This is a genomic window from Rossellomorea oryzaecorticis, assembly GCF_038405515.1.
GTDB classification, from domain to species: domain Bacteria; phylum Bacillota; class Bacilli; order Bacillales; family Bacillaceae_B; genus Rossellomorea; species Rossellomorea oryzaecorticis_A.
The window spans coordinates 45,174-68,721 of the sequence record NZ_JBBYAF010000002.1; the positions used below are offsets into that span (position 1 = coordinate 45,174).

The following is a 23,548-nucleotide window of genomic DNA, read 5'->3' on the forward strand; positions in this document are numbered from 1 at the left end:
ACTCCATAATTTTCATGTTCTTTTATAAACATACAGATATGGGATGATGAACCTGTCCATGCGTTCCGTTCAATTAACAACAACCTTCAAAGTTCCAGTAACTTTAACTTTTCAATTGCGCCTTTCCTCCACTTTTTAACAGCTGAAATCGATACCTTTTCTACTTTTGCAATTTCTCTTACGCTCAGCACATCTAAACAAGTATATAGTACCCATTTTGTTTGATTGACGGTGAGTTCTGAACAGTATGAAAGAATGCGTTCTCTAGGCAGAGTTTCAACGGGCTGTTCATCCTTGATCAGTTCCCAGAATTCTTCTTTTTGATATACATTTCGATCTTCAGTAAGATGATTACGGGTTAATTCGGTCATGATTCTACCTTTAATGTAAGAGTATGCGTAAGCAGGGAAGGCACCTATTTCAGGATTGAATTTATCATATGCTTCCCATAAAGCAATTAACCCAGTTTGATAGAATGCATCTTTGTCTTTATAAATATTTAGGGAATGTATAATTTTGTGAATCATGGCGTCATATTGCTTATGAACCATATCAAATGAATCCACTACCAGTTTTCCTTCTGATCGGCGCGCCTCTCTATGAATTCCTAGGTAGGTTCAACCTTAGATGGGAAATGGACAACACGCAAAAGAGTAAATATCTGTTTTGTTTAGAGGATTGTACTTGTTTCTCTATGGGAAACTGAGAGTTTCTAGAGGGGGAAAAGACAGCTCAGGATAAAATAAAAGTATTTTAAATATTACTAATCTATTTAAATATTACATTTAGTTTACAAAACTTTCCGAGAAGAGGAGTAATTCTATTAATCAGAGAATTCTGAATAATAGGAACTTATATCTATGTTCTGAATGATCAATAGGGGGTATTTAGTTTGGGGAAAAAGAAGAGAGCTGCATCGGCAGCACTAGCAACGCTGCTGGGACTTAGTACATTAGCAGTGGGTCCGGCTATGTCAACTGCACAAACGGTTGATGTGAAGAATGTACTTAGTGAGGTGACAGGTAAGGGTCATGCCGGTCACAGTCACCAGGGATCTCCATTTGACTTGGGGATTGCTAATGATGAGCGTCTGATTGAGATGCTGAAGAAGGAAGGGAAGATTGCTAAGAATGCAAGTCCTGCAGAGGCAGAAAAAGCACTGGCAAAGTTTTTGAATAAGAAAGCTGAAGGTGCTAAAAAAGAGGCAGGGGAACTCGAAGATGAAGCAGCTGCTAATAAGGCCAAGCTTCAAGGGGAAATGCAAAACAACGGTTTGAAATCAGGAAAAGGAAATAAGCTGGGACAAGCGAAGAAGAATTCGCCTGATTCAGTTAAAAAAGAAGCTTATGACGGAGAAATGAGAACGGATAAAGTCCTTGTTCTTCTAGTCGATTATCCGGATAGGCTTCATAATAAAATGACACCTGAAGAAACTGACATGTATTATGAAGGCAATGATGCTTATTCGCGTGAGCATTACCAGGATATGTTATTTGGTACTGGCGGATGGACTGGACCGGATGGTGAAAATTATGTATCCATGAAGCAGTATTATGAACAGCAATCAGGTGGAAGTTACTCTGTTGAAGGGGAAGTAGCCGGATGGTATACAGCTAGTCAACCTGCTGCAGCATATGGTGGGAATTACCCTGATCCGGATGGTAATGATGTAAACGCCCGAGGATTAGTTAAAGAAGCATTAGAGGCAGCAGCGGAAGACCCTAGTGTAAATCTTGCAGACTATGACCAGTGGGATCGTTATGACCTTGATGGTGACGGCAATTACTTAGAAGCAGACGGTTTGGTGGATCACTTAATGATTATCCACTCCGGTGTCGGCGAAGAAGCAGGCGGTGGATCCTTAGGTTCAGATGCCATTTGGTCTCACCGCTGGAACTTGGGTGGAGTTTATCCTGTTGCGGGGACAGAAGCTACTGTCGGTTATTGGGGTGGTCCGATGGCAGCATACGATTACACGATTGAACCGGAAGATGGGGCAGTTGGTGTTATGGCTCACGAATTCGGTCATGACTTAGGCCTGCCTGATGAATATGACACTCAATACACAGGTGCAGGGGAAGCGGTAAGCTATTGGTCTATCATGTCTAGCGGTAGTTGGGCAGGGAGTATCCCTGGTACACAGCCTACAGGTTTCAGCCCTTATGCAAAGGAAATGCTTCAGGCTTCTGCTGTAGTAGATAATAAAGGTACCCAAGGGAATTGGCTGAGTGGCGCCGAGATTAGTTTAGAAGATGAGGAAGATTTAATAGATTTAGAGGGTGGTAATTTAGAGTTTCTAATTGACGAAGCAAGCACAAAAGGCATTAACAATGATGTGGTAAAAGTAAATCTTCCGCAAAAAGAGACAGTAATCAATAGACCAGCAAGCGGTGAGAGTGAATACTTCTCAGGAAGTGCTGATGATTTACACACCTATTTAACCACCAATGTCGATTTAACAAATGCTGAGTCTGCTCAATTCAATTTCAAAACATGGTATGACATTGAAACAGATTGGGATTACGCGTATGTAACAGTTAATGGGGAACCGGTAGCAAGTGATATTACGACAGACACTGATCCGTATGACGCAAACCTAGGAAATGGTATCACCGGTTCATCTAATGGATGGATTGATGCTTCCTTCGACCTGTCAGCTTATGCTGGTCAAGAAGTAGAAGTGGCAATTGAATATGTAACGGATGCTGCTGTTTCAAATCCAGGCTTATATGCCGATGATCTTCAAATTGTAGTAAACGGTGAGGAAGTTCTGTTTGATGATGTTGAAGAAGGAGAATCGAAATTTGAGTTAGATGGTTTTACCAAGAACGATGGAATCAAGCGTTCTGAACATTACTACCTACTTGAATGGCGAAGCCACAATGGCGTCGATGAAGGGTTGGCCAACATCCGCCGTGGAGCAAGTCTGATGGAATTCGATGAAGGTCTGGTTGTATGGTATGTAGATAATAAATACAGCGAAAACTGGACAGGTCTGCATCCTGGCGATGGTTTCCTTGGGGTGGTGGATGCTGATCAACATGCCAACTACTGGAGTGATGAATCAGTGGCTTCTTCCAGATACCAAGTCCACGATGCAGCGTTCAGCCTAAATAAATCAGAAAAAATGTTCCTTGATTACACTGATTTATTAGGTATTACGTTGATAGACAATCACACTGCCCGAAACCCGCTATTCGACGACAGCGCTGACTACAGTAACCCGGGTCTTAAAGACGCAGGACGTAACGTACCAAACTACGGGTTGAAATTCCGTGTGACTGGTGAAAGTGCAGACGGTACTGTAGGTAAAGTATTAATCTATAAGTAAAGTATTTTATTGGAGGCTGGCTCACTTGAGCTGGTCTTTTTTTGAATTGAATATCCCTCTGAATTGAAAACTTTACTATTAATTTTTTTAGATGAAAAAAAAGAGAGATTATTGGTTTTATTGTCGATATTTTTGTCCTTTAAATGATAGATAATTCTGATAATTAAATGTAAAATATAGGTAGTGAGATATAAATGAAGGGGGATGGAGCAGTGCCGATCTACTACATGAAAGAAGTGTGGACCCCGTTGAAAGTCTTGGGGATCAAATTCTACAAATGTGAAAGAAATAATTTCTATATAAAGGTTCTTCAACGGCCGAGGAAACGTATTTTCGGATAGATTATTAGTATAACTGGAAAATAACATATCGTACGAAAGGGCAAACTCATTGAAAAATGGGGACGCAAAACTATAGGGGCTTCTGTCTTTGAGACAATGCTCGCCAGTTGCCGAATACGCCATTTTTTATGGTACCTACACACAAACCTTAATTAAGAAGGTTTTTTTATTTGCCCAATTTAAAGGCCCGTCCCTCGATGCTTTAAATGGGTAAAGTAAGTGGGGAAAAAATCATCGACAAAAGTAGTGGAAGAATGAAATAAATAGACATAAAATTATGATTTTCCAACAAATAATACTGGTAAATTTTTCATGTTGGTTTATAATGGGTATAAAGTTACAAATTTCTTAGTTTTCAGAAATCTTTAACTTACTCTATTTTTAGAAAAGGAAGGTGTTATAGTGAGGAAAGAAAAAGGATTGATTACATCGACTACGGTGGCATTGTTTCCTTCTTACCATCATGCGTACCAAACGATTATAGTGGATCTATCGGGTAAGAAGGTTTGGAGTAAGAAACCGGCGAAAGAAATTATCAATGAGGCCTGCCTGGATGACGGGGCATCATATGAAGGAAAGATTAAAGCTGTTCGGCATGCATTGCCCTATCATAGAAAGACACCTCTGATCATTAATAAGGATCAACATATCTATGCTTTTCCCACCATGTCCCCTGACAAATATGATTGCATCTGGCTATTCCACCTGCATATCCTTGAAATTTCTCAGACACAAAATAAAACCTATATTACATTTATAAATGGCTATAAATTAGAAGTGAACTGTTCGGTTAAGGTTCTGAATAGGCAGCGGGAGAGAGCGGCTGTCACGATGAATCATTTTGCTTTTAAAAATAAGAAGTTGCATGTTTCATCGCCTGCTGAAGCTGAATATGGGGAAGAAGACGAAATCTTTGAGTTTAAAGTTTATACTGGGATTGAACTAACCAATCAAGATCAAAGCTTTTTACAAGTTTAATAGATGGAGGGAAGAAGGCTTATTGATAAGGCTTCTTTTTTAATGCAAAAAAACCTGGGCAAAAAATAAAAACCACCATATAAATATGAATAATATAAATATAGCCTCTTTATACCGCTAATGATTTCCTTGCAAGACTTCGCTTTCCGCGGGCGGCCGGTGAGCCTCCTCGTCGCTCTGCTCCTGCGGGGTCTCACCTGTCTCGCTTTTCCCGCAGGAGTCTGCGTCTTGCACTCCAATCAACCGCTGGAACAAGCTAGAATCTAAACGTACATCTGAAACTAAAAAAACCGAACTAATTTGCATTCTAAGATGCAAATTAGTTCGGGTTTTACTTAGGCTAAAACACTTTTGTCCCGGCCTCTCTATATACATTTGGAGTTCCTATTTTATAAGTAGACTCACGCTATGGCCATTATTCATAAATACCGACCGCATCAAATCCACCTGCAGCCGCAGAAACTTCTGCACTTCCTTCACCATAAAGATCAACAGCCGATTGAATGATCGCCTGACGAGCATCACTGAAATCAGACAGGCTGGTAAGATAAGTCGTCAGCGCACGGTAATAGATTTTACCCAGCTTCTCACGGCCGATATCCTGAGCCGTCAAGTATGCGGCATGGTTGATGATGGAAGAGTTGATATGAACGCCGCCGTTATCCAATTCGCGTGGGAGGTCATAAAACTCGTCCATGTGAGATGGGTACATCCCGTCTCCGTTTCCATAAGGGACGTAAGCAGCATTTACAGGGTATTTACTTGGATCACTCAAACTTCTTAAGGATTCCCTTCCACTTTCCTTTGCTGCAGGGGCCATGATATCCTCACCAAGCTCCCAGTTTTCATCATCGATCAGTGCTCCGAAAATATCGGAGAACGCTTCGTTCAGTGCCCCGGATTGGAAGCGGTAAAGGAGGTTGGCAGAGTTTGACGTCACCCCGTGAGCCATTTCATGGGCGGCTACATCAAGACCGGCTGAAAGAGGGACCATGAATTCACCGTCTCCGTCACCATAGACCATGTAGGTGCCATTCCAGAATGCGTTATTATAGTTGTTTCCGTAATGGACGACCGATTGGATCGGCATGCCTTCATCATCGAGAGAGTTTCGGTCATGCTCGTTAAGGTAGTACTCGTATACCTTTTCTGAGTTATAATGTGCGTCTACCGCAGGACGGTCAAATTCAGAATGGAAGGCAGCGTCCTTGTCTTTGAAGATTTCTAAACGGTTATTCGAATAGTCGTACGTGATGATGCCGTCCAGGCCTTCATGACTGTAGTCGGCCATCTGGAACATCGTGCCTTCATTCTCCTCTTTTGTTTGAGAGATATGTAGAAGACGGTGCTCCCCTAAAACCCCGGTTCCGGTGCCTGTCTGGGTTTTGATTTCATCTGCATGCATGATGGCGTTGTATTGGTCAACTACTTCACCTGTTTTCGCGTCTATGAATACAAACCAGTTGCCGGGTGCGTCCCCAAGGAAATTGACATTCACTTTATAAGTGAGATGATTTTCTCCTTCAAAAGGATAGACTACAAGCTCCGAGGTTGGCTCATAAGTTAATGCTGAAGGTGCTTTTACAGCTGATTTGGCTTTGTCGACTGCTTTACTGCTTGATAGTTCAGGGGCTGCGTCGATAATTGCCTCTTCAACCGTTGGAATGTAGGATCCATTTACCGTAGTAATTTCATTGTTTTTATTGTAGTGAACGATAATTTCCGATCCCTCTACCGGGATGCCATTTTTTGTTTGGTTAAAGCGGACATGTGTCATGCCGAGCTCATCTTTTTCGATTTTATTGGCCTTTAAGCTTGCTTTCGGATTATTAATATTCAGCTTGGATTTGTTTTCATGAAGATAATTGAGTGCATCATTGGAGTTGGCGACAAGGCGTTTTTGAGCATGCTTTTCTTTTACGAACAGAGGAACATTCGCTTCAGCATTCCATTGTTTGACCGATTGTGATTGTGAGGCGGCGAGATCCTGAGGCTGGACAGCGAGTGCTTGACCCTGGGGAAGGGCAGCAGCCGCCATAAGAGCGGTAGAAAGTGCGATTGGTGCAATTAATCTTTTCTTCAATTTTTTTCCTCCCTTTACCATTTGATATTAAGTATAGGGAGCAATCTAGTAAAATACATGAACATATGGAACGAACTTATGATAGGGAAATAACTAGAGATAATAGACTGTTACAAGAAGGATCAGTAGGGAATTTAGGGCATCGAAAATCACCATTCGATATATTTCGCTACACGAAATAAATCCAACGAACCATCCTTTGTCGAATTCCTGCCAAACTATGGGATTACTATTACTTTAGTACTTTAGTAGAGCGAGGGACGGGCCTTTAGCTGAGTAAAGAAACCATTGGAGCTTTAACAGAGTCTGGGAAGGGCCTTGAAAATTATAGAAAATGCCTCAGCTCCTGATTTTTCTGTTATGATAATAGAAAAGCGAGAACGCCTGAAAATTGGGATGAAGGGATTGCCGGCAAATGACTAGTACTTCTGATAGACTCATTGCGTTTTTAGAGGAACATTCAACTGAGTTTTTACATAATTGGAGAGCGAAGATTGTTATTTCTGAGGATGATTTATACAAAGAAGAGATTCTGCAAAATGGACTTCGTATGTTTCGATTGGTGAAGCGCGCCATTGAAAACCCGTTGAGTGAAGAGGAAATCAGGGCGCTTGCATTTAAGACGGCCCAGGAGCGGGTGGAAGCCAAAGTCAATATCAGCGACTTTGTGTATAACGTAAATATCGGGAAAAGCGAAGTGATCAAATGGGTGAGCAGATCAGGGATCGAGTGGGATGCCCTGCAGCCGTACCTCGAGGAAATCAACTCGTTATTTGACCGCTTCTCTTATTTGGCGGTAAAGCAATACACCGATATCAGGGAAGAACAGCTACACGAAAAAGAGCTCTATATCGATCAGACCCATAAAGAGAGACTGACCATCCTCGGGCAAATGAGCTCAAGCTTTGTTCACGAGTTCAGAAATCCATTAACCTCCATTATCGGATTCACGAAGTTGCTTCAGCATGACCACCCGCACCTTCCATACCTGGATATCATGCAGCATGAACTGGATCAGCTGAATTATCGAATCTCCCAATTTCTTCATGTATCCAGAAAAGAAATCATTGCAAGTAAGAGGGAAGAAGTGCCGGTTTCCAAACTTTTTGGCGAGTTAATCGAATTCCTATACCCAAGCCTGCTTGCTGGGGAAGTAAACACCGAAGTCAATATAGATGAAGAAATTAAGATAACCGGGAATCAGGATGAACTGAGGCAGGTTTTCTTGAATCTCGTCATGAATTCCATCGATGCCCTTCAACAGGTGGAAGGAGAACGGAAAATTGAGATCTCTTCTTCAATCATTGATGGGGAAATGTCCATAAGCATATGTAACAATGGCCCTCAAATACAACAGGAAACCATCAATGCCATCTTTGAACCTTTTTACACGACTAAAGAACTTGGGACTGGCATCGGTCTATTTATCTGTAAAAAGCTGATTGAGAAGCATGATGGGAAAATTATGTGTCAATCCAACATGGACAGGACTACATTTTCGATTCAAATTCCAATAAACGCTGCAGTTACTCCCTGAAGTATCTGAACGTAAAGCATTCCATAAAAAAGAATCTGAACGATTCACTGTTCAGACTCTTTTTTAAAGTAGCCTTAAATCAAGGAGGAGGATTTTATAACAGCCGGCCTGCCAACGGAATAATAATCAACTGTCGTTTCCTTTGCTTCTTCCAAAGAAAAACAATTTCTTCCGTCAAAGACAGCGGGATTCTTCATCAGCTTAGCGATTGTTTTAAGTCTCAAGACTTTAAATTCTTCCCACTCTGTTGCAATGAACAACATGTCTTGGTCCTCTATAGAGTCAAAAAGGTGTTCTCCGTAGCTTACGGACTCTCCTAATACCGATCGGGCATTATCTATGGCCACGGGATCATAAACCGTGACAGCTACTCCTTCTGCCAACAACTGCTTGACGATTTCAATTGAAGCGGCTTCCCGGATGTCATCTGTATTCGGTTTGAAAGAAAGGCCGAGGACGCCGGCTTTCTTGCCGGATAAAGAGCCAAAGTGTTCCCTTGCTTTATTCACAAGGCTTACCTGCTGTTTGGCATTTACTTTAATCACAGATTCCAATAATTCAAATTTATGATCTATGTCTCCAGCCAGCTGGACAAGTGCATTCGTATCTTTAGGAAAACAAGAGCCGCCATACCCTATGCCTGCCTGGAGAAAATGCGGTCCTATTCTACTATCCATGCCCATTCCGTGCGCCACATCTTCAATATTCCCTCCTAATTTTTCACAGATATTCGCAATCTCGTTGATGAAGCTGATCTTCGTTGCCAGGAATGCGTTTGAAGCATATTTAATCATTTCGGCACTTTCAATGGAAGTATGCAGGACAGGTACGTTGAAAGGTCTATGCATTTCTTCCAGCTTGGCGGCCGCTGCTTGGCTGTCGGCTCCAATGACAATACGGTCTCCGTCAAACGTGTCGTGGATAGCAGAACCTTCCCTTAGAAATTCCGGATTGGAGGCCAGACTGAAATGGTAGGGACCGGACAGTCTGTTTTGTATCCATCCTTTAATTTTTTTATTTGTGCCTACTGGAACGGTACTCTTGGTCACGATAATCGTACCGTTTTTCATCAGCTGGGCACCGATTTCCTCAGCGGCGCTTTTTATAAAAGAGAGGTCTGAGGAACCATCCTGTTTAGAAGGCGTACCGACTGCCAGGATAATGATTTCCGCTTGGTTGCATGCTTCGTGATAATCGGTTGTAAAGGTCATTTTATGATCTTGAAGCTGCTGTTTTAGCAGCGGTTCCAATCCAGGTTCGTAAATGGGGGAGATCCCTTGTTTTAATAAGTCTACTTTCTTTTCGTGAATGTCTAATACGATCACATCATGATTCACGCTTGCCAGGCAGACTCCGGTTACGAGACCGACATATCCTGCTCCTATTATCGTGATGTTCAAGCAGCATCACTCCTTTAACTCTGCGTAAGTTTGATATTTACATGTATCATAATTAGCTATTTATATTTTATCAGACAAGGATAAGGAATATCTCTGGGTATATAAGGTTTAACGCAGAATTTACACTTTTAAAGAAAAATCTTTGAGGTAAACCCAACAACACTGGCTGCACGCACCGAAAGAAAAGAATCACCTTAAATAAAGGAAAAATCCGGTCCCTAAGTGCTATAATAGGATGTAAGAAACAGGAAGATTATCCTACAAGGGGAATTGCAATGCATAAAAACGAAAAAGGATTGACGTTGGTAGAAGTACTTGCGGCCATTTCAATTTTATCTATAATTGTCGTCTCATTTCTCTCTTTATTTCCGCAGGTAGGAATGATGAATCAACAGAATGACGTTAAAACGAAAGGAATAAATGTAGCAAAGAAAATACTTGCTCAATGGACGATTGATGAAAAAGATGAAATCGCGGCTTTTTTACAAGAACCCAATGCTGCAGATGCCCCTTATGGATATGAAAGATATAACCAGGAAGATGCTTCGTATTATTTTTTTGAAAAAGAAGTAGAGGGTTTTGAGGTTAAAGTTGAACTGGCCAAAAATGCTAAAGCGAATGAACTTCGTCAGGTTTCAATAAAAATGAGGAAGAGCGGAAAGGCAATAACAGAGACGTATGGGTACGTTACTGCTGAGGGGGCGATTGAGTGATAAAGAATCAAAATGGCCTCACTTTAATAGAAGTCCTTGCAAGTTTAGCCTTACTATCCGTGATTGGTTTGGTGTTGTGGAATGTTTTCTTTCAAGGCTTAAGCTATTCGAAAAAGGCAGTATCACAAACGGCCATGCAGCAAGAAGCGAATATGATTTCAATGGAACTTACCCGGATCCACCAGTCCCATTCTACATATAGACTAGTAAATACAGACTGTTCAATAGAAATTTATGATTCAGAAAGCTCACCACAGCCGTTTGATACGTTTTCTCATTCCGAATTATGCATTTCCGGTATAACAGAAGAAATCGATTCTTCTAATTCCCGTGATCTAGTGCTTACCCTCCATGATAAAGAACACCCTGAAAATAAGTTCGAATTAACCACTACTTTATATAAATTGAAAGGCAGCTCAAACAATGAAAATTAACGAAGAAAAAGGTTACGCACTCGTACTGTCTTTATTAATACTTGTTGTATTCATGGTAGTTGCTTTAAGTCTGCTCGGTGCTTCCTATAATAGCGCAAAGCAGAATGGTATAGTGGAAAAAAATTATCAGGCAGTTGCCTTGGCGGAAATGGGGGTCCCTTATTATAAAACCTCCATTAACCATGCCCTTGAAAAAAGCAGGGAATGGGTGCTGTCTGAAATTGAGAAGGATGAAACCACCGATTACGACGAAAAAGATATTTTTAAGATGATGGTCAATAAACTGCCTGAATTTTTGAAAGGAGAAATCGTCCCGGTTGATACTGATGCATCTTTTGAAATAAAGCCGGATATCACAAGGTCTGCCTACCCGGAAATAGTCATTAACTTTACAAGTAGAGGAATAAAAGAGAAAGAGGGCGCTGAAGAGGATTTTATGCTGAGTGCAGAAACGACCATTCCCCTTCGAATCACGGCTGAAGGAGAGGGGAGTGACCCTTCAAACGGCGATTTTTTAAAAAAGATCACTCAGCCTTCGGTAGAGGACAGATGTAAAAACCCAGAGAACTTGTATAATAGCTGTAATGAAGTATTGTTAACAACCACTAAAACGTACTCAGGCAATAATAAGAGAATCCAAAAAGATAAAATCTATTCTTTAAGTGATCTGACGTTGACTGGAAATGGTAATAACCTTGAAGATTCAGAAATTCATGTGGATGGTCATTTCACCTTGGGGAAAAATATGAACAACGTTAAGAATCTTACATTAGAAGTTGGCGGAACCGCAGATTTTAAAGGGCATTTAGATATAGAAGGGTCCTCTGCCGTCTATGTTGGCGGCAATTTAAAAGTGGGGAAGCACTTAACGGTTAGTGAAGGATCTAAAGTATGTGTCGCTGGTGAACTTGAAGTGTCAGGACATAAAACGATTTCTGGAAAAGTGTTTATAAAAGGTGAGGATCAGGAAGCATTTTATGAAAATTGTGCAGAAGGACTGCCCGTCCAAGAGAAGGCCTTTATTTATTGGGATGACTTTAAGGATAATTTCGAGTATCAATATGGTTCAAAGAAATAAAGCTCTTGGTTGAGTTTTGAAGGGATTTTGCTTAGGAAATAGTGTAACCATTAGATTTTGATTGTTAGATAGATGATACTTACAACGATTTTAGGAAAAAAATCCCGAATTTGATGTTTAGGTGGGATTTGGATTGGGTAAATAATACTATATGGTTCATTTTAACTACTAAAAAGATTGAGGTGCTTCCTATGAATCTTTCAGTCAAACATGAAATGTGTTTCTTCTATCAGCCGTCGTTCGGGAAAGATGCTCTTATCAATATGGGTCACACTCATCTTTATACAAATAGCTTGAAGATAAATGCAGCTTCGCATTCTGGAACGCTGCAGGTGGCTTTAGCCGGACATCTTGGTTCTACAACGATTGGAAAGTTAGATGATTTCCTACTTAAATATAGATCCCGCTTTAAACATTACGAAAACATCTCATTCGACATCAGTCAGCTGGAATTCATCAATCAATATGGTGTAGCTGCACTGATTGATTTGGTTTATGTCCTGAAGCATGAGGGGCTGCGGGTTTCATTTAACCGAGCCGGAAACAGGGCAGACAAGGTGTTGAGTGAAGCCGGGTTTCATGAGTGGGTAGCGTATTAATAAAAAGCTTGATTTCCGTCACACGATTGGGGCGGAAATCAAGCTTTATTTTTTATTGGAGTCTTTCGATGTCTTCGATGATTTCTTTAAAGGGCGGATCCGACACGCCTTCGTATTTATTAAGGAGGGTCCCCGATTCACTCACCAGGAAAAATGAAGTGGCATGGACAAACTGATTTGAGCCTTCCACTATAGCGGCAGGGGTTTTGAACGAGACATTCGCAAAAGTTTCGATTTCTTCACGGGTATAGCCGGTGAGGAAGGTCCAATTGCTGTAATCTGCACTGTGCCGCTTGCTGTATTCGGTCATTGTCTGAGGGGTGTCGTGCTCAGGGTCAATTGAGATCGATATCAGCTGGACGTCATCCTGCAAGCCTGCTTTCTCAATTTCTCTTTGAAGCTCCGCCATATTGGCCGTCATCGGGAGACAGACCGTTTCACAATTTGTGAAAATAAAATCCGCAAGCATGATTTTATCTTTATTCAAGGAGGATAACATGATCCTCTCGCCATTTTGATCAACAGCCTCGAGATCACCAATTTCAACACTCATCGGAAACGACTCCTCCACATTCTCCTTTCCGCATCCAGCCAACACAGTGAAAAATGCCATCACCATAACCAGCCAATACATCACTCTCATAATAATCTTCCCCTTTTTACAACAAAGGTCCGTCCTTCGCTGCGTTAAAGCAGCGAGGGACGGGCCTTCGAATTAGTCGATGAATTGTTTGTCGATCAGGTCAGTGAATTCTGGTTTTTCTTTTAGGAATTTAAGTTCGTAGGAGGAGTCGGCGAATGCCTGCACTGCGTCAGAGTCAACTTTGTATGTGAATCCGATGCGTTCCCAAGCCTGGTCGACGACTTCTTTGCTTAGTTCCTGTTTTGTTACTTCCTTGATATCCTTGATGGTGATTTCTTTTGCTTCTTCAGGATTTTCAGCGATGAATTCTGTTGCCTGCTTGTGCGCGTCAACGATACTTTGGATCCGCTCAGGGTTTTCTTTTACTGATTTTCCAGATGCGACAAGGACAGATGCCGGAAGTGTTTCACCGAATGCGATTTCATCGTGGTCAATGATGACCTTCGCGCCGGTTTCCTGCTGGATGACCGCTGCCCAAGGTTCAGGGGCGACTGCGATATCGACTTTCCCAGACTTCAGCATCGCCGCATATTGAGCAGGATTCCCTGTTACGTGCTTCATTGTTCCACCGATTCGTGATGATTCGATGCCGTGTTCTTGCAAAAATGTCTCGACTTGAACGTCATGCGTACAGCCGACTGCAGGGGTGATGAATGACTTGCCTGCAAAGTCCTTAACGGATTTTACGCCGCTTTGTTCACTTGCGAGTACAACCGTACCGCCAGTGGAACCGCCTGCGATGATTTTCACATCTGCACCTGTCATGTAGTTGTTCATGGCAGGTCCCGGTCCAACAAGTCCGGCGTCAATATCGCCTGTTTTAAGGGCGGTCATGAAGGATGAACCGTCCGGGAATGTTTTGTATTCGATCTTCGTACCATCTCCAAGCTGCTCTTCATAGTAGCCTTTTTCTTTTGCGACCATCGCAGGAACGTGGTTGATGTTCGGGAAGTAGCCGATGACGATTTTTTCTTTGTCCGAAGATGAACCGGACGTTTTGCCGGATGTTCCGCAACCGGCTAGAATACCGGTGAATAGGAAGAAGAACGCTGTGAAAAGAAAGGTTTTTTTCATTTTGTGGCCTCCTAATTGGTTTTTGGGGGTGAATAGATTTCTTATCAAATGCTCTGTTAAACACCGCTGTTGATTTCCGTGCAAGACTTCGCTTTCCGCGGGCGGCCGGTGAGCCTCCTCGTCGCTACGCTCCTGCGGGGTCTCACCTGTCTCGCTTTTCCCGCAGGAGTCTACGTTTTGCACTCCAATCAACAGCTAGAACCGTTAATAACAACATTAAGCTTTAACATAGCCTTATCAAAACCTTGTCAAAGCATCAATTTTCCAAACGACCAGGTTTTATCCACTATCTATGACTCCAATCCCCAACGCTTCATAACCGACTTCTCAACACGCTGGAAGATCAGCTGATCCACGATCGCACCGACGACACCGATGATGATCATCACTGCGATCACGAGACTCATGTCACCGAAGTCCGATGCGTAGCGGAGCGTGTAGCCGAGTCCCGGACCGGTACTCAGCAGTTCCCCGGCCATCAGTGCTCTCCACGCGAATGCCCATGCGAGGCGGGACCCTGTCACCACATAAGGAATCGATGCCGGGAAGATGACCCTGATAAACAGATCCAATCCCCTTGATCCCATTGTCTGTGCTGCTTTTATAAACAACGGGGATACGTTCTTGATCCCCATCCGGATATTCAATGCCATGACAAACGTTCCGCCAAGGATGACAACAAAGATAACGGATTTTTCATTTAAGCCGAACCACATGATTGCGAGCGGCAGCCACACGATACTTGGTACACTTTGCAAGGCTAGTAATACCGATCCAAGCGTGTCATCAGCCGTTTTAGATTTTGCCAAAAGGACACCGATGCTCGTTCCGATGAGTAATGCCATGCCCAATCCGATCAGCAGGCGTTTGAAGCTTGCGACCAAATCGATGATGAGTGTCTGGTCGGAAATACCGGATGCCAGTGCCTGAAAGACGGAAGTGGGAGAAGGGAGCACGACCTCTGTCCACAGTCCGAACCGGGAACCTGCTTCCCAGAATCCGATGATGAGTGCAAAGAAGATGATGCGTTTAAGAGCTGTGTTCATAGGCCAATTCCTCACTTATGACTTTGTCGATTTCTATCTTCAGGTAGCTCATGATGTGCTCCTCGATCTTTACCATTTCTTCCTTATGAGCCTCCCGAGGACGGGGGATATCCACTTTGATATCGGTAAGAATCGTCCCTGGGCGTGTGCCCATCACGATGATCCGGTCTGATAGTTTAATGGATTCAGAGATGCTGTGGGTGACAAAAAGAACTGTCTTCTTAGTTTCCATCCAGATCGTTTCGAGCTGACCGTGAAGGCGGGAACGGGTCTGCTCATCGAGTGCACCGAATGGTTCATCCATCAGAAGGACTTCAGGATCCATCGCCAGTGCACGTGCAATCGCTACCCTTTGCTGCATCCCTCCTGAAAGCTCATGGGGATAATGATCCTGATAGTTTCCCAGCTGCACCATATGCAGATACTTTGCAGCCTGCTGTCTCGCTTCGTTCTTCGACATTTCTCTTTTCAGAGGAAAAGTCACGTTATCGCGGACGTTCAACCACGGAAAAAGGGCAGCCTGCTGGAACACCATGCCGCGGTCTTTTCCGGGCTTCTTGATCGGATTTCCACCTACTGTGATCACGCCGCTAGTTGATTTCGTCAGGCCTGCAACGATTGAAAGCAGTGTGGACTTCCCGCACCCTGATGGACCGAGGATTGAAACGAACTCGCCTTTATCGATCTCAAGGTTGATGTCTTTCAGCACATCCACAGGTGTACCGGTTTTATCGTTATATTGTTTGTTAAGATGTTCGATTTGTATGAACAAATAACCACCTTTTCTTATTAATCATATTAACTTAATCGGAATTAATGAATTTAATTATAGTATATTGGTAGGGATTGTCAAGGTTGCAGATCATTTAATTTCTTCTTTTCTAAAGAGTGAGTCATTGCAAAAAAAGGAAATAAATTTTAAAAAAATGAAATAAAAGCATGCCGGGAATCGTCTAATATAAAAAAAGGTAAAAAGTGGGGTAACTGGATGTTCAATAAAGGTAAATTTATTGGTATAGCTTTGGGCTTCGTCGGTTTGGTTCTTTTTTCATTACTGACGATGTACGTCCTAACTCAAGCAGAGAAAGGAAAAGCGGAAGAAGTCTTTGAGTCAGCACAGGGGAGTTTGTCTTCCTTATATGAAACGATTGAAATTCAAATGAAGGATGCAAAGAAAGACGGATTGCTGACACTTATAGATGAAAAGGCCGTAGCGTCAGCCCAGTTATCATTGAATGATACAGAGAAACGACTCTCAAACTTGAACGGAGCACATAAAGAAAACGTGAAACAAGAATTACTTCCTAAAATGAAGGGAATTGAAGAGTACAACGTTATCGTTCCAATCGCCAATCAGCTGCAAAGCAGGATTCATGATACTGGTAAAAAAGTGAAAGATAATCCGCTCGATCCGGGTTTGTCAAAAAAGTTTACATCATTAAAAGAAGAACTTGCAGAATTTACAGAGCTTGCAGCCAAGATAGATGACCCTTCCATCAAGGAGTTTTTCCAAAGTAGATATAAGCCGCAAATCACTCGTTTAGAAGATCAGGTTACATCATATCAAAATGCTTCAAACAAAATCGCGGAACTCAAGTCTATTGCTGAAAAGCTGTCTCTGCCTAAAGGAGAATTTGATCAAAAGGTTTCAAAGTTGTCCGAGGAAGTTGCTCACTTACCGTACAGTAATACGAATGCTGGGCTTCAAGAAGAAATCAAAAAGGCCTCAAAGGAATATGAAACAAATAGAATAGCACAGGAAGAAAAGAAACGTGCTGAGGAAAAACGTCTTGCAGAAGAAAAGAAAAAAGTAGAAGATAAGGCTGAAGAAGAAACTGACGAAATCTTCCCAATGACGTTTACCATGACATCCTCAAGCGGTTTTGAAACGATTTTTAGCCGCGAGCCTTATGGTGAGCGTTATGATGATATTGATGAAATCGCCAGAAGGCATGGAGGAAGATACTATTACGTTCCTGAATCTGACGTGGCTGCTATTTTTGATGAGAATAGGAAGGCTCTTGCGGGATTGAACTATGGATTCTCAACGAGTGTAGAATACAAAGAATTGTTCATAGATCTGTATGCGTATTATACTGGCACTTCCAGAGACGATGCTGCTGCACTTGTAGGAAAGGTTATTGATACAGGAGAACCTATTGAAACAGGTGAGGGTAACGTTAATGAAGGTGGTTCCAGGCTTTGGACGGAGTCTGGAGAGTTGCATTATGATTTGTGGTAAGAAAGCGAACGGAGGAGAAAGAAACGTTCTTGTGTGTTACTTTGAAAGTAATGATTAGGTGAAGCTTTCATTCCTTAATAAATTCTTGTCATCAAATTTTAATAACCCCATACAAGAGGGAGCCAGCCGGCTCCCTCTTTGCTTTTAGTAAAAACCTCCAGTAAAAATATCAAAAAAATTTTACTAAAATGTTTACTATAACAGCGCTTTCATTTATACTAGCTTTAAAGTTTGCTAAATGAATTGAGAAAACATTCTATTAGGTCACTAAATGTGAGTTTCGAAGAGAGAGGAGTTTCATCATGATATTTACAGTTGTATCCTTCTTATTATTTACATTGCTTGTAGCATTTATCTCGTATTGGAAGACGAAAGATGAGGATTTGACCACGAAGGATGGTTATTTTCTTGCCGGCCGCAGCTTGACGGGCTGGGTCATCGGGGGCTCATTGATGCTCACCAATTTATCGACGGAGCAGCTGATCGGGCTGAATGCTCAAGGGTATTCCGATAATATGTCGGTGATGGGCTGGGAAGTCGGGTCTGCGATTGCGCTGGTCATTGTGGCGTTTTACCTGCTGCCCCGCTATTTAAAAGGCGGCATCACGACGATACCGGACTTTCTGGAAGAGCGCTTTGATTTCGGTACGAAGCAGATCGTCACGATTCTTTTCTTGTTCGGTTATGTATTCAACCTGCTTCCGCCGATCCTTTATTCAGGTGCGGTAGCGTTGAGCGGGATTTTCAATGTCCCTGAAATGCTCGGGGTGGATCGTACGACAGCACTTTGGATCACGGTTTGGACGATCGGGGTCATCGGTTCGCTGTATGCCATTTTCGGTGGATTGAAAGCGGTTGCGGTCTCCGATACCATCAATGGGATCGGGCTTCTGATCGGAGGATTGATGATTCCGGTCATTGGATTATTCGTTCTTGGTAACGGCTCGCTGTTCAGCGGCGTGGATATCATCATGGAGAACACGCCTGAGAAGCTGAATGCGATCGGTAAACCGGAGGACCCGGTTCCGTTCAGTACGATGTTCACGGGGATGCTCCTGGTAAACCTGTTTTATTGGGGTACGGCGCAGCATATCATGCAGCGTGCGATTGCAGCGAAGAACCTGAAGGAAGGACAGAAAGGGGTCCTGATTGCGGCGGCGTTCAAGCTGCTTGGCCCGTTCTTCTTGATTTTGCCTGGGATCATCGCATTCAATATGTTCGGTGAAAACCTGGAGCCGACGGATGCGTATCCGAGACTCGTGAATGAGATCCTGCCGACTCCGCTTGTCGGATTCTTTGCAGCGGTATTGTTCGGGGCAATCCTGTCATCGTTCAACTCGGCATTGAACTCTTCTGTGACTCTATTTATCTTGAATATTTACAAGCCTTACATGAAACCGGGGGCATCCGATAAACAGCTTGTCAAGACAGGAAAGTATTTCGGGACGCTCTTAGCGGTATTTGCGATGGTATTGGCGCCGCTTATCGAAAAAGCGCCTCAAGGGTTCTTCCAATACCTCCAGATTGTAAACGGTTTCTATAATGTTCCGATCTTTACGATCATCATCATCGGTTATCTGACGAAAAGAGTGCCGGCGATTGCGGCTAAAGTTTCCCTCTTTGTATTCATTTCGATTTACGCAGTGACGCAGCTGTTCTGGGATACAGGCCTGCACTTCCTGCACATTTTAGGGATCCTGTTCGTTCTATGTTCAGGGTTGATGCTGATCATCGGGAAGCTCAAGCCAAGGGATACCGATTATGTACTTGTAGAATCACATAAAGTCGATATGAAACCGTGGAAGCTTGTGTACCCGATCGGGATTGCAGTGACCATTGCGATGATCATCATTTATATGATCTTCTCTCCGGCAGGTATCGGTGCATAGGACGCTTACAATCGAACAGTCAGGTGACTTTGCCTGGCTGTTCTTTTTAAAAAAATGGCACTGCAGCAGGCTGATTTGGTTTTCAAATCCCCTCCGTTCAAACGGTGATTTTAAGGGAAATAAAACCTTAGTAAAACTTTTACTAAAAGTTTATTGACGGACAAAGGTGCTTTGAATTAACATGAAATTGGAAACGGTTACGGTTTACTTAACTAAAACGGCCGCAGGATGGACGAATGATAGATTGAAAGATTTGGATTTATAGGAGGAATCACGATGGAGTTTCAGAAGCTTTCAGAGAGCTTTCAGAAGATATTCGGGCAGGCAGCGGAAAGGGCATTCTTTGCACCCGGCCGCATCAACTTGATCGGTGAACACACTGATTATAATGGGGGGCATGTTTTTCCAGGTGCGATTACATTCGGCACATACGCATTTGCGCGTAAAAGGAAGGACAAACTTGTCAGGATGTATTCACTGAATTTTGAAGAGAGAGGCATCATCGGGTTTGACATCGACGGTCTCGATTTTGACAAGAACCATGATTGGGCAAACTATCCGAAAGGAATGATCCGGTTTTTAAAAGAAGCTGGCCACAACATCGATATCGGGATGGATGTCCTTTACTTCGGCAATATCCCGAACGGGGCTGGTCTGTCATCATCGGCTTCCATCGAACTTGCGACCGGGGTACTGCTTCAAGGACTGTTCAACCTCGATACGGAACGCCTAGAGCTTGTGGAAACCGGTAAAAAGGTGGAGAACGAGTTCATCGGGGTCAACAGCGGGATCATGGATCAGTTCGCCATCGGAATGGGGAAAAAGGGAACGGGCATCCTGCTTGATACCCATACCCTTCACTATCAATATGCCCCGCTAGATCTCGAACACCATAAAATCATCATTATGAATACAAATAAACGCCGCGAACTGGCAGGCTCGAAATACAATGAACGCAGGAAGGAATGTGAATCCGCGCTGAAAAGTCTGCAGGGGGTTGTCGATATCAGTTCTCTCGGCGATTTGACCGAGGAAGAATTCGAACAGCATAAACAGGTGATCGCGAGTGAAACGGAACAGAAGCGGGCAAAGCATGCTGTGTACGAAAACCGCCGGACCTTGAAGGCGCTGGCTTGCTTGAAGAACGGGCAGCTCGCAGAATTCGGGAAGCTGATGAATGATTCCCACGTATCGCTGCGTGATGATTACGAGGTGACGGGAAAAGAGCTTGATGCCCTCGTGGAAGCAGCCTGGAATCAGCCGGGCGTCGTCGGGGCCAGGATGACGGGTGCCGGATTTGGCGGCTGTGCGATTGCGATTGTGGAAAATGAATACGTGGAGCGTTTCATCGCAGAAGTAGGGAAAGAATATAAGGAAGAAATCGGCTATGAAGCGGCATTTTATACAGCAGACATCGGTGACGGTGCAAAAGAATTAGACAAAGAGGTGATCGTATGAACGTGCTAGTGCTTGGCGGTGCAGGGTATATCGGGTCTCATGCAGTCTATCAGATGGTGGAAAAAGGATACCGTACGATTGTGGTGGACAATCTGCAGACGGGTCATGAAGGAGCCATCCATCAGGATGCGGTTTTCTATAAAGGGGACATCCGTGATAAGGAGTTCCTCCGCTCCGTTTTTGAAAAAGAAAGCATTGACAGTGTCATCCACTTTGCTGCCAACTCTTTGGTCGGCGAATCGATGGAAAATCCGCTGAAATACTTTGATAACAACGTGTACGGTACACAGGTGACGCTTGAAACCATGAAGGAATTCGGCGTGAAGCATATCGTCTTTTCATCGACTGCCGCCACATACGGCGAACCGGAGCAGGTGCCGATCACGGAGGACATGGTGACGAACCCGGCCAACGCATACGGAGAAACGAAGCTTGCGATGGAGAAGATGATGAGATGGTGCGACGAGGCATACGGGATCAAATTCGTTTCGCTCCGCTATTTCAATGTCGCCGGTGCGAGGACGAGCGGGGAAATTGGGGAGGATCATGACCCTGAGACCCACCTGATCCCGATCATCCTCCAGGTGGCCTTGGAGCAGCGCGAGCACATCACGATCTTCGGCGAAGACTATGATACACCGGACGGTACATGTATCCGTGATTATATTCATGTCGACGATCTGATTGAAGCCCATCTTTTGGCCTTGAATTATTTAAAGGAAACCGGAGAAAGCAATATCTTCAACCTCGGCAGCAGCCAGGGTTTTTCAGTAAAAGAAATAATCGATGCGGCGCGCAAGGTGACCGGGCACCCGATCCCGGCAAAGGTCGGGGAGAGAAGAGCAGGTGACCCGAGCAAGCTGATTGCTTCTTCTGACAAGGCGAAGAACGTGCTTAGCTGGAACCCTTCAAGAACTTCGATTGAACAGATCATCGGGGACGCCTGGAATTGGCATGAGAATCACCCGTACGGCTACAGAGACGGAAAGGGAGAGTGATGGAAATGACCATTTTCCAAAAGGTTGACGCACTGATCAGAAAAGCGCTTGAAGCTGAACTGATGACAAAAGAAGATGAAGTGTATGCCCGCAACCGGGTGTTGGCCTTACTGAACCTTGAAGACTATCAGCCAGAGCATGCAGCTGTCTCCGGGGACATTCCGGACTTGCTCCAAGGACTGACTGAATATGCAGTGGAAAAAGGCATCATCGACGACCTGTTCGATAAGAAGGAAATCTTCTCTGCAGAAGTGATGGACTGTTTGATCGCGAGGCCATCCGTCATCAATTCAGAGTTCTTCCACCGATATGAACGCGATCCGGGGGAAGCAACGGATTATTTTTATAAACTGAGCCAGGACAGCAACTATATCCAGACGAAGCGGATTCAGCAGAATATCAGCTACAAGGCTCCGACTGAATACGGGGAGCTCGATATCACCATCAATCTGTCAAAGCCGGAAAAGGACCCGAAACAGATTGCGATGGAACGCGCGATGCCGAAGAAGGATAACAAATACCCGCAGTGTCTCCTGTGCGTCGAGAACGAGGGATATGCCGGGCGGATCGGACACCCTGCACGGGCAAACCACCGGATGATCAGACTGAATCTCAGTGATGAAAACTGGATGCTTCAGTATTCGCCGTATGTGTATTACAACGAACACTGTATCGTCCTGTCGAAGGAGCACCGTCCGATGGAGATCAATAAGAGCGGATTCGAACGACTGCTTCATTTCGTCCATCAGTTCCCGCATTATTTTGGCGGGTCGAATGCAGACCTGCCGATCGTCGGAGGTTCGATTTTGTCGCACGACCATTATCAGGGAGGACGCTATGACTTTTCGATGGCGAAGGCGGAAAGCGAGTACAGGTTTTCACTGGATGGGTTTGCCGGAGTCGAAGCGGCCATCGTCAAGTGGCCGATGTCGGTCATCCGCCTCAGTTCAGCTGAAATGGCGCCGCTTGCGGATGCGGCTGGCGATATCCTGTCGCAATGGAGGGAATACAGTGACCCTGAAGTCGACATCATCGCTTATTCAGGCAACACCCGACATAACACGATCACACCGATCGCACGCATGCGTGACGGCAAATACGAACTGGATCTCGTGCTCCGGAACAACCGCACAAACGACGAGCATCCGATGGGCATCTTCCACCCGCACGCAGATGTTCATCACATCAAAAAAGAAAACATCGGCCTCATCGAAGTCATGGGCCTCGCCGTCCTGCCGGCACGCCTGAAGGGTGAACTCCAAGAAGTGGAAAAAGCCCTATTGGGAACGGACCACAACGCAGAAGACATCCACATGCCATGGGTGCAGCAAATGAAAGACCGCCACGGCAGCGAAGTGAACAAAGAAAACGTCAGAAGCATCGTCCGCAAAGAACTCGGCCACAAATTCTCCCGCGTCCTAGAAGACGCCGGAGTCTTCAAACGAGACGACCAGGGAATGAACGCATTCAAGAAGTTCGTGGATGGGTTGAATGGGAAATAGACATCATTTTTAATGGCGGATTGCAGCGTTTGTTTTAGCCAATAAGACAGTTGTCCCAGATCGCGCGAGATCTCGGAAAATATGGAATTTAAATGGTTAAGTGTCCTGTTAAAACTACTATTCTAGCCCGTTCCAGCTTTTGATTGGAGTGGAAGACGAAGACTCCTGCGGGAAAAGCGAAGCCGAGGAGGCTCACGGGTCA

Annotated in this window: 19 protein-coding genes and 1 riboswitch; of the genes, 12 read left to right on the forward strand and 7 right to left on the reverse strand. The window is 44.0% G+C overall.

What is annotated here, in order from left to right; translation table 11 throughout:
• Positions 1-86: 86 nt before the first annotated feature.
• Positions 87-566: a sigma-70 family RNA polymerase sigma factor gene (locus AAEO50_RS01225; protein WP_341979552.1), complete on the reverse strand. Its 480-nt coding sequence runs from the start codon at positions 564-566 to the stop codon at positions 87-89.
• A 404-nt stretch (positions 567-970) separates the two neighbouring features.
• On the opposite strand from AAEO50_RS01225, the gene AAEO50_RS01230 reads away from it, so the two are divergent.
• The gene (locus AAEO50_RS01230) at positions 971-3,331 is read left to right on the forward strand and encodes an immune inhibitor A domain-containing protein (RefSeq protein WP_341979863.1); all 2,361 of its coding nucleotides are present in this window, start codon (positions 971-973) and stop codon (positions 3,329-3,331) included.
• A gap of 370 nt (positions 3,332-3,701) precedes the next feature.
• Positions 3,702-3,787: riboswitch (cyclic di-GMP riboswitch) on the forward strand.
• Positions 3,788-4,074: 287 nt separating this feature from the next.
• Positions 4,075-4,650 carry a competence protein ComK gene (locus tag AAEO50_RS01235; RefSeq protein WP_341979554.1) on the forward strand — a complete coding sequence of 192 codons (576 nt, stop codon included), beginning with the start codon at positions 4,075-4,077 and terminating at the stop codon, positions 4,648-4,650.
• A gap of 415 nt (positions 4,651-5,065) precedes the next feature.
• Here the strand turns inward: AAEO50_RS01235 and AAEO50_RS01240 are convergent, their stop codons facing one another.
• On the reverse strand, positions 5,066-6,733 hold the full coding sequence (locus AAEO50_RS01240) for a M4 family metallopeptidase (RefSeq protein WP_341979556.1): 1,668 nt from the start codon (positions 6,731-6,733) through the stop codon (positions 5,066-5,068).
• Between the two features lie 415 nt (positions 6,734-7,148).
• On the opposite strand from AAEO50_RS01240, the gene AAEO50_RS01245 reads away from it, so the two are divergent.
• Positions 7,149-8,270, forward strand: a complete 1,122-nt coding sequence (locus tag AAEO50_RS01245) for a histidine kinase N-terminal domain-containing protein (protein WP_341979557.1) — start codon at positions 7,149-7,151, stop codon at positions 8,268-8,270.
• A gap of 74 nt (positions 8,271-8,344) precedes the next feature.
• On the opposite strand, the gene AAEO50_RS01250 is transcribed toward AAEO50_RS01245, so the two are convergent.
• Positions 8,345-9,670: a UDP-glucose/GDP-mannose dehydrogenase family protein gene (locus AAEO50_RS01250; RefSeq protein WP_341979559.1), complete on the reverse strand. Its 1,326-nt coding sequence runs from the start codon at positions 9,668-9,670 to the stop codon at positions 8,345-8,347.
• A 275-nt stretch (positions 9,671-9,945) separates the two neighbouring features.
• On the opposite strand from AAEO50_RS01250, the gene AAEO50_RS01255 reads away from it, so the two are divergent.
• From AAEO50_RS01255 to AAEO50_RS01270, 4 genes are all read left to right on the forward strand, one after another.
• Positions 9,946-10,383, forward strand: a complete 438-nt coding sequence (locus AAEO50_RS01255; protein ID WP_341979561.1) for a type IV pilus modification PilV family protein — start codon at positions 9,946-9,948, stop codon at positions 10,381-10,383.
• Positions 10,380-10,817, forward strand: a complete 438-nt coding sequence (locus AAEO50_RS01260) for a type II secretion system protein (protein ID WP_341979564.1) — start codon at positions 10,380-10,382, stop codon at positions 10,815-10,817. Before AAEO50_RS01255 ends, AAEO50_RS01260 begins: the two co-directional genes overlap by 4 nt.
• Positions 10,807-11,895 carry a polymer-forming cytoskeletal protein gene (locus AAEO50_RS01265; RefSeq protein WP_341979566.1) on the forward strand — a complete coding sequence of 363 codons (1,089 nt, stop codon included), beginning with the start codon at positions 10,807-10,809 and terminating at the stop codon, positions 11,893-11,895. The genes AAEO50_RS01260 and AAEO50_RS01265 overlap by 11 nt, the downstream gene beginning before the upstream one ends.
• 191 nt (positions 11,896-12,086) lie before the next feature.
• Positions 12,087-12,494 (forward strand): hypothetical protein, encoded by a 408-nt coding sequence (locus AAEO50_RS01270; RefSeq protein WP_341979569.1) that lies wholly within the window; start codon positions 12,087-12,089, stop codon positions 12,492-12,494.
• Between the two features lie 52 nt (positions 12,495-12,546).
• On the opposite strand, the gene AAEO50_RS01275 is transcribed toward AAEO50_RS01270, so the two are convergent.
• The 4 genes from AAEO50_RS01275 to AAEO50_RS01290 form a co-directional block, all read right to left on the reverse strand.
• Positions 12,547-13,137 (reverse strand): SCO family protein, encoded by a 591-nt coding sequence (locus AAEO50_RS01275; protein ID WP_341979571.1) that lies wholly within the window; start codon positions 13,135-13,137, stop codon positions 12,547-12,549.
• A gap of 72 nt (positions 13,138-13,209) precedes the next feature.
• Positions 13,210-14,211 (reverse strand): aliphatic sulfonate ABC transporter substrate-binding protein, encoded by a 1,002-nt coding sequence (locus tag AAEO50_RS01280; protein ID WP_341979573.1) that lies wholly within the window; start codon positions 14,209-14,211, stop codon positions 13,210-13,212.
• Positions 14,212-14,501: 290 nt separating this feature from the next.
• Positions 14,502-15,257 carry an ABC transporter permease gene (locus AAEO50_RS01285; protein ID WP_341979575.1) on the reverse strand — a complete coding sequence of 252 codons (756 nt, stop codon included), beginning with the start codon at positions 15,255-15,257 and terminating at the stop codon, positions 14,502-14,504.
• Positions 15,241-16,029 (reverse strand): ABC transporter ATP-binding protein, encoded by a 789-nt coding sequence (locus AAEO50_RS01290; protein ID WP_341979578.1) that lies wholly within the window; start codon positions 16,027-16,029, stop codon positions 15,241-15,243. Before AAEO50_RS01290 ends, AAEO50_RS01285 begins: the two co-directional genes overlap by 17 nt.
• 216 nt (positions 16,030-16,245) lie before the next feature.
• On the opposite strand from AAEO50_RS01290, the gene AAEO50_RS01295 reads away from it, so the two are divergent.
• From AAEO50_RS01295 to galT, 5 genes are all read left to right on the forward strand, one after another.
• Positions 16,246-17,499: a hypothetical protein gene (locus AAEO50_RS01295; RefSeq protein WP_341979580.1), complete on the forward strand. Its 1,254-nt coding sequence runs from the start codon at positions 16,246-16,248 to the stop codon at positions 17,497-17,499.
• Positions 17,500-17,801: 302 nt separating this feature from the next.
• A complete protein-coding gene (locus AAEO50_RS01300) occupies positions 17,802-19,388 on the forward strand; it encodes a solute:sodium symporter family transporter (RefSeq protein WP_341979582.1) in 1,587 nt (528 codons plus the stop codon).
• Between the two features lie 276 nt (positions 19,389-19,664).
• On the forward strand, positions 19,665-20,846 hold the full coding sequence (locus AAEO50_RS01305; RefSeq protein ID WP_341979584.1) for a galactokinase: 1,182 nt from the start codon (positions 19,665-19,667) through the stop codon (positions 20,844-20,846).
• Positions 20,843-21,844, forward strand: a complete 1,002-nt coding sequence (gene galE, locus AAEO50_RS01310) for a UDP-glucose 4-epimerase GalE (protein ID WP_341979586.1) — start codon at positions 20,843-20,845, stop codon at positions 21,842-21,844. Before AAEO50_RS01305 ends, galE begins: the two co-directional genes overlap by 4 nt.
• Positions 21,845-21,849: 5 nt before the next feature.
• Positions 21,850-23,346 (forward strand): UDP-glucose--hexose-1-phosphate uridylyltransferase, encoded by a 1,497-nt coding sequence (gene galT, locus AAEO50_RS01315; protein ID WP_341979587.1) that lies wholly within the window; start codon positions 21,850-21,852, stop codon positions 23,344-23,346.
• Positions 23,347-23,548 lie beyond the last annotated feature (202 nt).

Coding starts and splice junctions, on each gene's coding strand:
- AAEO50_RS01295 (WP_341979580.1), top strand. CDS start 16,246: ATGTTCAATAAAGGTAAATTTATTGGTATAGCTTTGGGCTTCGTCGGT.
- AAEO50_RS01265 (WP_341979566.1), top strand. CDS start 10,807: ATGAAAATTAACGAAGAAAAAGGTTACGCACTCGTACTGTCTTTATTA.
- AAEO50_RS01245 (WP_341979557.1), top strand. CDS start 7,149: ATGACTAGTACTTCTGATAGACTCATTGCGTTTTTAGAGGAACATTCA.
- galT (WP_341979587.1), top strand. CDS start 21,850: ATGACCATTTTCCAAAAGGTTGACGCACTGATCAGAAAAGCGCTTGAA.
- AAEO50_RS01255 (WP_341979561.1), top strand. CDS start 9,946: ATGCATAAAAACGAAAAAGGATTGACGTTGGTAGAAGTACTTGCGGCC.
- AAEO50_RS01305 (WP_341979584.1), top strand. CDS start 19,665: ATGGAGTTTCAGAAGCTTTCAGAGAGCTTTCAGAAGATATTCGGGCAG.
- AAEO50_RS01275 (WP_341979571.1), bottom strand. CDS start 13,137: ATGAGAGTGATGTATTGGCTGGTTATGGTGATGGCATTTTTCACTGTG.
- AAEO50_RS01270 (WP_341979569.1), top strand. CDS start 12,087: ATGAATCTTTCAGTCAAACATGAAATGTGTTTCTTCTATCAGCCGTCG.
- AAEO50_RS01285 (WP_341979575.1), bottom strand. CDS start 15,257: ATGAACACAGCTCTTAAACGCATCATCTTCTTTGCACTCATCATCGGA.
- galE (WP_341979586.1), top strand. CDS start 20,843: ATGAACGTGCTAGTGCTTGGCGGTGCAGGGTATATCGGGTCTCATGCA.
- AAEO50_RS01300 (WP_341979582.1), top strand. CDS start 17,802: ATGATATTTACAGTTGTATCCTTCTTATTATTTACATTGCTTGTAGCA.
- AAEO50_RS01230 (WP_341979863.1), top strand. CDS start 971: ATGTCAACTGCACAAACGGTTGATGTGAAGAATGTACTTAGTGAGGTG.
- AAEO50_RS01280 (WP_341979573.1), bottom strand. CDS start 14,211: ATGAAAAAAACCTTTCTTTTCACAGCGTTCTTCTTCCTATTCACCGGT.